The sequence below is a fragment of the Acinetobacter sp. SFB genome, assembly GCF_001647545.1.
Lineage (GTDB): Bacteria > Pseudomonadota > Gammaproteobacteria > Pseudomonadales > Moraxellaceae > Acinetobacter.
This window is the reverse complement of record NZ_LSZH01000011.1, coordinates 523,025-536,379: the sequence shown is the minus strand read 5'-3', so window position 1 is coordinate 536,379 and position 13,355 is coordinate 523,025. Positions and strand designations below refer to the sequence as shown.

The 13,355-nt window shown below is 38.3% G+C and carries 8 protein-coding genes and 2 pseudogenes; 5 read left to right on the top strand and 5 right to left on the bottom strand.

Features of this window, described 5'->3' with window-relative positions:
• Positions 1-335: 335 nt before the first annotated feature.
• Positions 336-875: a class I SAM-dependent methyltransferase gene (locus AY606_RS07050; RefSeq protein WP_502692113.1), complete on the bottom strand. Its 540-nt coding sequence runs from the start codon at positions 873-875 to the stop codon at positions 336-338.
• 637 nt (positions 876-1,512) lie between these two features.
• Between AY606_RS07050 and AY606_RS07045 the strand changes: the two genes are divergently transcribed.
• Positions 1,513-3,039, top strand: a complete 1,527-nt coding sequence (locus AY606_RS07045; protein ID WP_067866504.1) for a fumarate hydratase — start codon at positions 1,513-1,515, stop codon at positions 3,037-3,039.
• Between the two features lie 108 nt (positions 3,040-3,147).
• Here AY606_RS07045 and AY606_RS07040 read toward each other — a convergent pair whose 3' ends face one another.
• The 4 genes from AY606_RS07040 to tig all read right to left on the bottom strand — a co-directional run bounded on the left by AY606_RS07040 (position 3,148) and on the right by tig (position 7,535).
• Complete coding sequence (locus tag AY606_RS07040) at positions 3,148-3,861, bottom strand: DUF2846 domain-containing protein (protein ID WP_067866502.1); 714 nt, start codon at positions 3,859-3,861, stop codon at positions 3,148-3,150.
• A 203-nt stretch (positions 3,862-4,064) separates the two neighbouring features.
• Positions 4,065-5,375 carry an ATP-dependent protease ATP-binding subunit ClpX gene (gene clpX / locus AY606_RS07035; protein WP_067866500.1) on the bottom strand — a complete coding sequence of 437 codons (1,311 nt, stop codon included), beginning with the start codon at positions 5,373-5,375 and terminating at the stop codon, positions 4,065-4,067.
• Positions 5,376-5,402: 27 nt separating this feature from the next.
• On the bottom strand, positions 5,403-6,008 hold the full coding sequence (gene clpP, locus AY606_RS07030; protein WP_067866498.1) for an ATP-dependent Clp endopeptidase proteolytic subunit ClpP: 606 nt from the start codon (positions 6,006-6,008) through the stop codon (positions 5,403-5,405).
• A gap of 192 nt (positions 6,009-6,200) precedes the next feature.
• A complete protein-coding gene (gene tig / locus AY606_RS07025) occupies positions 6,201-7,535 on the bottom strand; it encodes a trigger factor (protein WP_067866496.1) in 1,335 nt (444 codons plus the stop codon).
• Between the two features lie 905 nt (positions 7,536-8,440).
• Here tig and AY606_RS07020 point away from each other — a divergent pair.
• The 4 genes and pseudogenes from AY606_RS07020 to AY606_RS16270 all read left to right on the top strand — a co-directional run.
• Positions 8,441-10,729: a TonB-dependent receptor gene (locus AY606_RS07020; protein WP_067866494.1), complete on the top strand. Its 2,289-nt coding sequence runs from the start codon at positions 8,441-8,443 to the stop codon at positions 10,727-10,729.
• Positions 10,730-10,836: 107 nt separating this feature from the next.
• The gene (locus AY606_RS07015) at positions 10,837-11,520 is read left to right on the top strand and encodes a Fe2+-dependent dioxygenase (protein ID WP_067866493.1); all 684 of its coding nucleotides are present in this window, start codon (positions 10,837-10,839) and stop codon (positions 11,518-11,520) included.
• A gap of 315 nt (positions 11,521-11,835) precedes the next feature.
• A pseudogene (locus AY606_RS16595) lies at positions 11,836-12,938 on the top strand (TonB-dependent receptor domain-containing protein); the annotation flags it as partial.
• Positions 12,933-13,118, top strand: a pseudogene (locus AY606_RS16270) (alpha-hydroxy-acid oxidizing protein); the annotation flags it as partial. The pseudogenes AY606_RS16595 and AY606_RS16270, both read left to right, overlap by 6 nt.
• Between the last annotated feature and the right edge of the window lie 237 nt (positions 13,119-13,355).

The window sequence follows — 13,355 nt, the reverse complement described above, 5'->3', positions numbered from 1 at the left end:
TAAACACGGACTATGATCCTGTTGAGACAGCAAGCTTATGCCTGAATATTTATCATAATTTCTCTAAATTCTATGACAGTGCTCATGATGAAATTATGCGTTTAATTGCTATGGATAGGGGTGAAGAGTTTTATTTTGAAAAAGAACAAGCACTACATATAATAGACTTTCTCATTGATCAGCATGAATGCTTTTAGAATTTTTTATAGGCAACATTCTTTTCAGTAAGATCAGGTATGTGCAAAGCTGATCTATAGCACCTTGAATATAGAATTAGAAACATTAATTGATCAATTCAGCTTTGACTTTGACCATATTGATAAAAAAGATGGGACTCAATTTTTCTTTAGCAGCCACACTGTATGCCCGGCACAGTCGGGATCTTCCGCAACCATTTTCACGACTTTAAAATCATGATCATTCAATAACTGCGTATATTCATCTGGCGACAAACTGGCATGATACAAAGCGTCGCCAAACAGCTCTCCAATGGCTTCTCCATGACTTGACCCACTGCTAAACATCAATGCAGCATTGGGCTTGCTATGCTGCTGAAATATTGAAAACATCGCTCGTTGATCATCAGGAGTCAGATGAAAAAAACTGTCCCACGCTAAAATGCCTTGAAACTTTTGTCTTAAACTTATCTGACGCATGTCTGCCTGAATCCAGCTCTGTTCAGGAAAATTTTGTTGTGCCATTTCAATCATGACTTCAGAACTATCCACACCCACTACGGAATGACCTTGTGCAATTAAATAGGCAGCAATAGGTTTTGCTGAACTACAGCCTAAATCAAGGATTGTTGAGTGTTCTGGAATAAGTGAAAGAAAATGATCGAGCCATGCTTTCTCATAAAGCAATTGACCACGCAATTCTGTCCATGCACGGGCATGTTTTTTATAGATTTCAATTATATTTTGTGCATATTAGGAGTGATCTTTCATCAGCGAAGTTTTCATATTGTTAAAATAGTATACGCAGATTTAGATCGACATTTGAAGATTTGAATTTATAGGAAGTTATTAGAATGAAAAAACTAAAGCAAAAAAAAAGAAGATAGAGCTTAAGCCTGATCTTCTTTTTGACCGTAAATCCATGTCGCTGCGATATATAAAGAGAAACCAACAACTGAAACAACTGCAGTAATCATATGCTTCTTACACTCTAGATTTGATGAGCTTATTATGTAAAAGTTTTATGACAACTTTATGACAATACTGTCATATTTTACACAACTTGAAATCACTATATTAGTTTATACTTTTCAAATACTTAATATAAAAACAACCTCATAATATTTTAATAAATATTTTAAATACTCTATTTAGCCTCAAATATGACAGCCTTTTTTCAAATTTATGACAGATACCCTGACAAAAATGAAAGTGAACTGGAGCTGAAATTCGCTATTAAACTTTTGGCCAAAAAGCAGTCAAAACACCCACAGAACTTGCTTTTTATCTTATAATTTAGCCCGCTAGCTAACAGCCCGCTCAAGAGATATTTGATATGACAACTATTATCAAGCAAGATGACTTGATCACATCAGTAAAAGATGCGCTTCAGTTCATTTCTTACTATCATCCACAAGACTTCATCCAAGCGATGAGCCGTGCTTATGATCGTGAAGAGAACAAAGCCGCAAAAGATGCTATTGCACAAATCTTAATTAACTCTCGTATGTGTGCAGAAGGTCATCGCCCGATCTGCCAGGATACCGGGATTGTTAACGTATTTCTTGAAGTTGGTTTAGACGTTAAATTTGATTTAAGCATGAGCTTGGATGACGCGATTAACGAAGGGGTACGTCAGGGTTATTTAGAAAACTCGAACATTCTTCGCGCATCAGTTCTAGCGGATCCTGCTTTTGGTCGTAAGAACACCAAAGACAACACACCTGCTGTGATCCACTACAAACTCGTACCGGGTGACAAAGTCGATATTACTGTGGCTGCTAAGGGTGGCGGTTCAGAAAATAAATCTAAACTTGCGATGTTAAATCCATCTGACTCAATCGTGGACTGGGTACTTAAAACTGTTCCAACCATGGGTGCAGGCTGGTGTCCTCCTGGTATGCTCGGTATCGGGATCGGTGGTACTGCTGAAAAAGCCATGATGCTTGCCAAAGAAGCATTGATGGAAGAAATTAACATGGACGAGTTGCTTCGTCGTGGTCCACAAAGCCAACTTGAAGAACTTCGAATCGAAATCTTCGAAAAAGTAAATGCTTTGGGTATTGGTGCACAAGGTCTTGGCGGTTTAACGACTGTTCTCGATATCAAAATCAAAGATTACCCTTGCCATGCTGCGGGCAAACCAGTCGGTATGATCCCGAACTGTGCTGCAACGCGTCATGCCCACTTCCAGTTAGATGGTTCAGGTGTTGCTCATATTCAGGCGCCTAAACTTTCTGACTATCCTGCTGTAACTTGGGATTCTTCTACTTCTAAACGCGTTGACCTAGATAACATTACTCAAGAAGAAATGAACTCTTGGCAACCAGGTGACACATTACTTCTTAACGGTACAATCTATACCGGTCGTGATGCTGCGCACAAACGTATGGTTGACATGATCAATAACGGTGAAGAGCTTCCTGTAGACCTTAAAGGTAAATTCATTTACTACGTTGGCCCTGTCGATCCTGTTGGTGATGAAGTGGTTGGTCCTGCTGGTCCTACAACGGCTACACGTATGGACAAATTCACACGTCAAGTTTTAGAACATACTGGTTTGTTCGGTATGATTGGTAAAGCGGATCGTGGCCCTACTGCTATTGAAGCAATTAAAGATAACAAAGCAACTTATTTGATGGCTGTCGGTGGCGCTGCCTACCTGGTATCTAAAGCTGTTCGTCAAGCTGACGTTGTTGCATTTGCTGACTTGGGTATGGAAGCGATCTACAAATTTGTAGTGGAAGATATGCCTGTATCTGTAGCAGTAGATGTGAATGGTACTTCTATTCACGCAACTGCACCAAAAATCTGGCAAGCGAAAATTGGTAAAATTCCAGTAGTTGATGCTGCTGCGGTTTAATTTTCCAAGCGAAAAAAGCACCCATTCGGGTGCTTTTTTATTTCTATAAAAAAATATTTCTTACTCAACCAATAATTCGTCTTTCTTTTCAAATTCAGAAATATGTATTTACCACGTTCGCGGATCCCACATCTTAAAGGGTGCAGTCAGTTGAACATCTTCCGCAGGATCATATTTTACCGGTTTAAGTTTTTGCGCTTTTTTACGTACCTTACCTGTATTTGAATCTTGGGCCACAAAATTATAACTTTCCGACTTTAACTGGGTGAATGCGATTTCGTTTAAGCCTGTTTTTTCAGACACAATCATCAATGGTCCAGAAACCTCACGACGGGTACTTAAATTTTCTTCATCATATTTAATAAAATAAGACTGCCCCGCTTCCACGGTAAAATCTAAATATTTAGGCTTTTGAAAATGCTGTGCACCTAGTGGACGGCTACTCGATAAACGATAGGTTCCTGTGGGCAATTCCATCCAGTAATAGTGATTATTCAAGAGACTTGGAATACGCTCACTATTAACAAAAAGACTGGATGCCACAATTTCTTGACGATTCCATTTACTGTCAGGGCGGTACATATACACAATGGCAGCTTGATCATTTTGTGCTTGTACAGGCTGAAAGCGCTGTCCTAATTTTTGATTGACCCAAGCCCCAATGGTAAACATCCCCAGACGGTGCTGCTCAATAAAGCCAGGTTCGCTGTTAAAGTCTACAGGTTTTAAGGTTGATGTTACTTGAGCATGTTCAACAGCAGACTTGCCATGACAACCCATTAAAATAATACTTGCACAGACCGCAATACAGACTCCACGCATGATTTTCCCTCACCGCGTATTTTTTATTTTTGTACTCAATTAAACATTTAATTTTTCGCTATATTGATCGCGACATTAATTTTCTTCGTTGATTTTATTTAGGCATTCACGCCTAGTGATTGAGATTAACATTGAGTTTTATTTTTGGAAATAAAAAACGTGCGAAAAGACCAGTTTTCCGCACGTTTCAGACGAATAGCGAGTTAAGCAGATTTAGAATTTATAACTTTAAAATCTACTTTAGGCGCAGCTTCAGTCTCTGTTTTAGGTTGACGCTCTGCCTTTAACTCTGGCTTTCCTTCACCACTAATCACCGCATCATTTACAATCACGGTACCAACATCGGTACGGCTTGGTAAATCATACATAGTTTCAAGTAAAGAATTTTCCAGGATTGAACGCAGACCACGTGCCCCTGTATTACGCTCTAAGGCTTTTTTCGCAATAGCACGCAATGCAGAATCTTCAAACACCAAGTCAACATTTTCCATATCGAATAAATATTGGTATTGGCGGGTTAAGGCATTTTTTGGCTCGGTCAGAATCTGCATAAGGGCTTCTTCATCCAACTCTTCCAAAGTTGCAATAACCGGTAGACGACCAATGAATTCTGGAATTAAACCAAATTTCACCAAGTCATTTGCTTCCACTTGACGGAATAAATCGGACAATTTTTTACTTTCGTCTTTTTTCTTCACGTCTGCAGTGAAACCGATCCCGCCTTTTTCTTGACGTTGTTGTACAATTTTCTCTAAACCTGAAAATGCACCGCCACAAATAAACAAGATATTCGAAGTATCAATCTGAATGAACTCTTGTTGCGGATGCTTACGACCACCTTGGGGTGGAATTGAAGCAACCGTACCTTCGATCATTTTTAATAACGCTTGCTGAACACCTTCACCCGATACATCACGGGTAATCGACGGGTTTTCAGACTTGCGGGTAATCTTGTCGATTTCATCGATATAGATAATGCCCTTTTGCGCTTTTTCTACATCGTAATCAGCTTTTTGAAGAAGTTTCTGTACGATGTTTTCAACGTCTTCACCCACATAACCTGCTTCGGTTAGAGTCGTTGCATCTGCCATGGCAAATGGAACATCTAGAAGACGTGCTAGAGTTTGTGCAAGTAAAGTCTTACCTGAACCTGTAGGTCCAACCAGCAGAATATTACTTTTTGCAAGTTCTACCGCCTCATCAGATTTATGACCTGAATTGGTGACTTTTAAACGTTTGTAGTGGTTATACACTGCAACTGAAAGCGTTTTTTTCGCAACATCTTGACCAATGACATATTGATCTAATGCAGCACGAATTTCATGTGGTTTTGGCAAAGGCTTAGTTGCCCAATCACCCGATTCTACTTGTTGACTGGTCTGGACTAAATCTAAGCATACGTCCACACACTCATTACAGATGTAAGCGTCTTCACCTGCAATCAGTTTCCCGACTTCAGACTGCGTTTTACCGCAAAATGAACAATGCTTTTGTCCTTGAGGATGTTCGGACATATTTACTCCAATATTAAAATCTGAAAATTATGGACGTTTACTTAACACTTCATCCACGAGACCGTATTCTTTAGCAGCTTGTGCTGTCATAAAGTTGTCACGGTCAGTATCTCTAGCAACAGTTTCATAGTCTTGACCACTATGCTCTGCCATTAAACGGTTTAAACGTTCTTTGATGAATAGAATTTCACGTGCGTGAATTTCAATATCCGATGCTTGACCACGGAAACCACCGAGTGGTTGGTGAATCATGACACGGGCATTTTCCAAGCAATAACGTTTGCCTTTTGCACCGGCATTCAACAAGAATGCACCCATAGATGCCGCTTGACCCATACAATAAGTTACTACATCTGGTTTAATAAACTGCATGGTGTCATAAATGGCCATGCCGGCAGTTACAGACCCACCTGGTGAATTAATATAAAGGTGTATATCTTTATCTGGGTTCTCTGCTTCTAAAAACAACATCTGCGCAACAATTAAGTTCGCCATGTTGTCTTCAACTTCACCGCTCATAAAGATGACACGCTCACGTAAAAGACGTGAAAAAATATCAAAAGAACGCTCACCACGAGACGATTGTTCTACGACCATTGGTACTAAAGCGCTATTAATTGTTGGAACATACATACGTTATTTATTCCTAAATTTTTTGTTACTCAACTCATAGTCACAATATGAGGGATAATTGTCGAAATTGCAAAATATTCCCAATTAAATAACAGATATTTTTTGCATACGCATTATTAATACAAGCCACGCTCAGTATAAGCCAATGCATAAAAAAAGGCGCATGATGCGCCTTTTTTCGATCAGCTAAACTTAGCCTTGTTGACGAGCTTGTTGCTCTTTCAACAATTCTTCGTAGCTTACCGCTGTATCAGTCACTTTAGCAGACGCTAAAATGTGATCAACAATTTGATCTTCTAACACAACCGCTTCGATTTGAGCACGTTGCTGTTTGTCATTTTTGAAGTATTCAATCACTTCAGTCGGGTCTTCGTAAGAAGAAGCCATGTCGTCGATGTAAGCTTCAACGCGAGCAGGATCAACTTCAATTTTAGCATCCGCTAAAACTTTGCTCACCAACACACCCAATTTAACTGCTTTTTGAGCTTGTTCTTTGAACAAGTCATCTGGAAGCATGCTGCTGTCAAATGCTTGCGCACCTTGAGCACCAAATTGTTGAGTGAATTGTTGAATCATTTGTTGACGTTGACGGTCAATTTCTTGAGCCAACATAGATTCAGGAACTTCAACTTCGTTTGCAGCTACAAGCGCATCAAAAGTCGCAGCTTTAACTTGATTACGAAGACCGTTCTTCACTTCACGATCCATGTTTTTGCGAACGTCAGCTTTTAATTTTTCAACGCCTTCTTCTTCAGTTAAACCAAAGGTTTTCAAGAATTCAGCATCAATTTCTGGAAGTTTTGGTTTTTCAACCAGTTTCACAGTAATTTTGAACTGTGCAGCTTTACCAGCAAGGTTTTCAGCTTGGTAGTCTTCAGGGAAAGTAACATCAATCACTTTCTCTTCGCCTTTCTTCATTCCAACAATACCGTCTTCGAAGCCAGGAATCATGCGACCAGAACCTAAAACAAGTTTAAAGTCTTCAGCAGTACCGCCTTCAAACTTTTCACCGTCAACAGTACCTTCGAAATCGAAAGTTACTTGCATGTCTTTTTTAGCCATGCCTTTGGTTTCAGCCCAACCTTGACGCTGTTTCTGAAGATTTTCAATCATTTGGTCAACGTCTTTGTCGTTAACTTCAGTTGTTTTACGTTCAACTTCCAAAGCGTCAAAAGCTTTCACTTCAACTTCTGGATAAACTTCTACAGTTGCTTCATAAACAAGAGCATCTTCTTTATTTTCAACTTTATCAATGTTTGGCATGCCAACAGCATTGATTTTTTCTTGCTGAATTGCTTCGAATACTGTGTCACGAATTACATCGTTCACAACTTCTTGATAAATACCCGCGCCATATTCACGACGTACAACATTCAAAGGCACTTTACCTGGACGGAAGCCGTTGATCTTCACAGTTTTAGCAGTGCGTTTTAAACGAGCTTCAAATTGCTCGTTCACACGGCTCGTCGGTACAGATACATTTAAACGACGGGCAACGCCCGAAACCGCTTCAGAAGTTACTTGCATGGCTTCCTCGATATAGAAATAGTAATTGCAATTTTGAAAGTGCCATATTATATGACAACATTGGAAGATATACAAAACAGGATGATTTAACCATTAAATTTTAAGCTTTCTTCCGATAAAAATCCGTTTTTATTTCAATTTCCTCACATTTCACTGACCAAACACCTTCATTTTGTATGCGCTTTAGCTTTAATAGTAATTTTTTTAAAGTTTGCTTCATTTTGATTCTTTTTTTTTAATTTAATTTATGCATCCAATATTAGAGTTACATCACGTCCTGTTCACAATAGAAAAAATGTGCTTTCACTTGCCACAATCCTGCTCATTGAAAGTCATTTTTTTATGTGGTCTTTCTAGAATCCTTTTCATATTTATCATCTAAAGCCAAAACGGCTGAACTTTGTGTAATTTAATTACAGAGCTCTAGATTGAAGTTGAATCGCCTCTTATTTGTTTAGTTATTCAGCTCATAGAAATTTTCTGAAAATAAGACCATGTATTTTGAAGCTAAGCTTACTTTTTACTTTTGGCATGAGTCTCGAATTCAAAATACATGTAATGAGTCTATATTTTGATATTTAAATCAAAATCTTTCAAATAAATGCAACCTACTCGATCTAGTAAACACGATGTAACATTAAATTAACGGTTCGGCATCATGAATTGCTTAAAAAGTTCTCAATACTTGCATGATTAAAATTCACAATCAATAATCTAAAATTAAATGTTTTTATAGATATAAAATTAAAATCAAAAACTTAGCTAAATATTGCTACATTCTTTTATTTAATAAATAGATCAATAAAAATATAATGATCGCAAACTACAATTAAAATCAATAGTTATACAAAATAAGAATCATTATTATTCTCATACATTTTCACAGTACACATTTTGAGTAAGAAATGGCCTTCATTAAAACACGCAAAAAAATCGTATCTTCTGCGATTGTGTCATCACTTTCAGTCATGGCAGGGAATGTAATTGCACAAGATCAAGTTGCTCAACTTGATACTATTCGTATGCAAGCAGAAGCTGAACAAACACTAAAAGTAGATAAATCTGCGAATTCCAAGTTTGTCGCTCCCCTGCTTGATACGCCTAAATCAGTTTCTATCATTTCTAAACAGCTGATTGCCGATACTCAAGTCACAACTTTAAGCGATGCGTTGCGTACTGTACCTGGGATTACTTTGGGTGCGGGTGAAGGTGGGAACCCAAATGGCGATCGTCCATTTATTCGTGGTTATAACTCTGAAAGTTCAATGTATGTGGATGGCGTGCGTAGCTCAACTTCGCAAAACCGTGAAATGTTTGCCGTAGAACAGGTTGAAGTGACTAAAGGTTCTGCATCTGCAATGGGTGGTGCGGGTACAACGGGTGGTAGCATCAACATGATTTCTAAGGTTGCTAAAAAAGGTGACTTTTTAGAAGGTTCTGTTGGTGCAGGTACAGACAATTACCAGCGTATTACCTTAGATGGTAACAAGGATTTTGGTAATGGTATTGCAGCTCGTGTTGCAGTTTTAGGTCATCACAATGAAAAAGCAGGTCAAGCCGATGGTGCTGAATACAAACGTGCAGGTATTGCACCGAGCATTACTTTTGGCTTAGATACCCCAACTCGTGCCACTTTAAGCTACTACTACTTAAAATCTGATGATACTCCAGATTCAGGTGTTCCATATTGGAATTCTTCTGATAATACAGCGACAGGTAAACCGCTAGATGTAAAACAAGGTGTTTACTATGGCTGGTTAGATCGTGATTTCCAAAAACAAGAAAATCAAAGTGGTACTATTAAATTAGAGCACGATATAACTGAAAATATTACATTGAGTAATACTGCGGTATATAGTAAATCAGATAATAACTATCTTTGGACTCAACCCGATGATAGTCAAAAGAATATTGCAAATGGTAAAGTTTGGCGTCGTGTTAATACCAATCTAACAACTACTGATAGTTTTACTGATCAGTTATCTTTAGCAGGTAAATTTAATACAGGCTCACTTAAGCACAGCTTTAATGTGGGCGCTGAATACAGTAAACAAGATTCTAATCGTGGTACCAACATCGTTACCGATCCAAATACATCTATAATTGGTGGTAGTGGTACAACTAACGCATGTACTTTAGCGAATTCAAATGGTTGGTGTACAGATGCATTTAACCCTAACTCTAAAGACTCTTGGTTAGGAAATATTACAGCAAATCCAAATGTAACCAATATTATATCTAAAACACAGTCTATCTATGCCCTAAATAATATTGAAATCACGCCACAGTGGCTATTAGATTTGGGTGTGCGTTGGGATAAATTTGACACTGATGTTAAGTACAATAAAGATTCTGGAACAATCAAAGCTGGTACAGCTTATGACTCAAGCAATGATTTCTTTAACTATCAAGCTGGTTTAACATTCAAACCTACTGAGAATAGTAGTATTTATGCAAGCTATGCGACTTCTGCAAACCCTGTTGGTGTTGATGCAGGTGATGGCTCAGAAGGTATAAGTGTTCCTGGTCGAAATACAACTGATGAACAATCTAGAGCTATTAACAACCTAAAACCAGAAGAAGTTAAAACTTATGAAATTGGCACAAAATGGGATGTGCTGAATAATAAGTTAAATTTAACCGCAGCTATTTTCCGTACTGAAAAAGAAAATACACGTGCATTAGATACTGATGGTTTTACTCGTAATGTTGGTAAAACTCGTGTGGATGGTATTGAACTTGGTGCGAACGGCAATATAACGGATAAATGGGCTGTATCGGCGGGTTATACTTATTTAGACAGTGAAATTGTTGATGCTGGATTTGTAAATACTGCTGCAACTGGTCAACCTGCGGTATATGTACCAAGCCCAACAAATGGCAACCAAGTTCAAAACGTGGCGAAAAACTCTGCAACACTTTGGACAACTTACCAAGTACACCCGCAACTTAATTTAGGTGTTGGCGCAATTGCAATGGACAAAGTCTATGGTGATGCAGCAAATACTAAATTTGTTCCAGGTTATGTTCGCTACGACGCAATGGCGCGTTATAACGTGAATAAAAATGTTGATTTACAACTTAACGTAAACAATCTGTCTAACGAACGCTACTTCACCAAGGCATATGCATCTCACTATGCAACTGAAGCAGAAGGTCGTAGCGCAGTATTATCGCTGAACTTCAAATACTAAGTTCAATTAAAACCATAAATTAATTATGGATTTAATCTAAAATAGCCTCATAATAATGAGGCTATTTTTATAGCTAAAAGAATTCATTCTTGCAAAGGTGTATTGCCGTGATCCATCATATTCCTAACGTACTGACTAAAGAACAAGTTCAATATTTCCGTGAAGAAATGAGTAAAATTGAATGGGTCAATGGTAAAGTCACTGCGGGTACGCTTTCGGCCACAGTCAAACAAAATCAACAGCTTCCGGAAGATCTTCCGCTAACCCATCATTTAAGTACCATTATTTTAGAATCATTAGGACAGCATGCTTTATTTTTGTCTGCCGCCATTCCTTTAGACATTATTCCTCCGCTGTTTAATCGCTATGAAAATAATGAAGCCTTTGGTTTTCATGTCGACAATTCAATTCGTCGAATCCGAGGAACCAATGAGCGCTTAAGAACTGATCTGTCCTGTACGGTTTTTTTAAGCGAGCCAGAAGAATATGAAGGGGGCGATTTAGTCATTGAAGACACGTATGGCTACCATGAAGTCAAACTGCCGGCCGGCGACATGATTCTCTACCCATCGACCAGTTTGCATGAAGTGACAGCTGTCACCTCAGGCTGCCGTATTGCCTCATTTTTTTGGCTACAAAGTATGATTCGTGATGAAGCCAATCGTCATATGTTGTTTAATTTAGATCAATCTATTCAAAACTTACGCATACAGCTGGGTGATCAACATGACGAAGTGATCAAACTGACCAATCTTTATCATAATTTAATGCGTAAATGGGCTGAACTTTAAGCTTGAATAATGCAAAAAAGAAAAAGGCTGCTGCAACTTAATATCAGGTAGCCTCACCCTTAAATTATAAGTATTGGATTTTTAATAATTTTATTTTTGAGTCAAATTCAACTTTACTAGTATCTTATTTCTATTTAAAAATTAATATCTTAGCTAATAAAAAAATCTAAATTAAGTCATATTCCCATCCAACCTCATAATAATTAAGCAATTCTCACTATTAATAATAATTCGCATTAATTATTACAAGCCATAACATTACAAGCCATAACAATGTTTCCACTTTTGCTGTTATTTTACCCACGTTAAAATGGCATTGAAGTCGTCAAAGGTCTTTCTGGTGCAGAAGCAAGTCGTGGATCGGCATCAGGTTATATTAACGTCGCCAAAAAACTTCCTCAGACAGAAGATAGTCGAGAAATCTCTGCAACTTATAAGACCGCTAAGCATGGACGTCTGACTGCCGACATTAACGAGGTAATTAATAATGGCAGTGCTTTTCGCTTAAATGCAATGGGACAAGACGGCGGTGTGGACGGTCGCGATTATATTGAAAATAATAGCTGGGCTATTGTCCCTTCAATTGCCTTTGGCTTAGATAGCCCTACACGCCTGTATCTCTATTCGCAACATGTCCGTCAACGTAATATTCCAGATGGCGGTATTCCCACCGTAGCAATGAAAAATTTTTACAATACAGATGCAGCTTTAACTTCAGCACCTAACGTCAACCGTGAAAATTATTATGGTCAGGTAAATGATCATGAAGATGTCGATGCGGATATGTTCACGGCAAAGATTGAAACTGAGTTCGCGGAAAATGTAAAACTGACCAATATGACCTGTTTAGGCAAAACCCATATGTAACGTGTATTAACCGGGATTAATAGCCTGAGTACTAACAGTTCAAGCAATCAGAATGACTGGAAACTAAGCCGTTCTCGTCAAGGGTGGATCAGGAAAATAAGATTCTGGCGAACCAGACGACTTTAAATTTAACTTTAAAAACTGGCGCCATTGAAAATGATGTGTTTGCAGGTCTAGAGTTTCTAAAAGAACAGCAATATAACAAAACCATGACCCCACAAATGTCCGGACAAACCGCCATCACCCCCCGACAAATTTATATCATCCTGATCGAAATCAGATATTAACCGGTTTATTTATAACGGTGGCTACACCAACGGTGAAACGGATACTGCTGCTGCTTATTTGTTTGATACGCTTAAATTCGGTGAACGCTTCCAGCTAAATGGGGGGGCCGTATTGATTATTACGATGCACTAACTGTCAATACGGATGCAACCACACTTGCGATTACCCCTATACCAACCATGCTTTCAGCACATGACACCCTGCTTAGCTGGAAACTCGGTGGTCTATATAAACCCATATCTTATAGCAGTGTCTCTGCTTCTGCTTTAGCTGCAACAGCGGTCTGTATTGCTCGACCTTATATTTCTGGTTTAGCCGTAGCAGGTGCTTTAGGCATCGCGTATGTAATTAAAATTTTAAAGGAAGAATTTGAGAGTAGCATGGCTTTAGCAGGAACTGTGACATTAAACCAGATCTCTTTCGATTATATTTTTCACAATTAACCAAATTAATGGAAAATATTTTCTACAAAGCTGCTGTAAACGCAAAAATAGAAAATTATTTTCGGAATAAGTGGATTAATATTTAGTTATAGATTTGCAAGATCTGCGCTAAAGCTAAATCATCAGAATGCATTGGTTTTATTACAACTTTCGACTAATGTCTTCCAGTGACAGACTTGTAAATTGCTAGAATAGACACAATCTATATTCGTAGTACGTTGCCGTTATCCACGACTT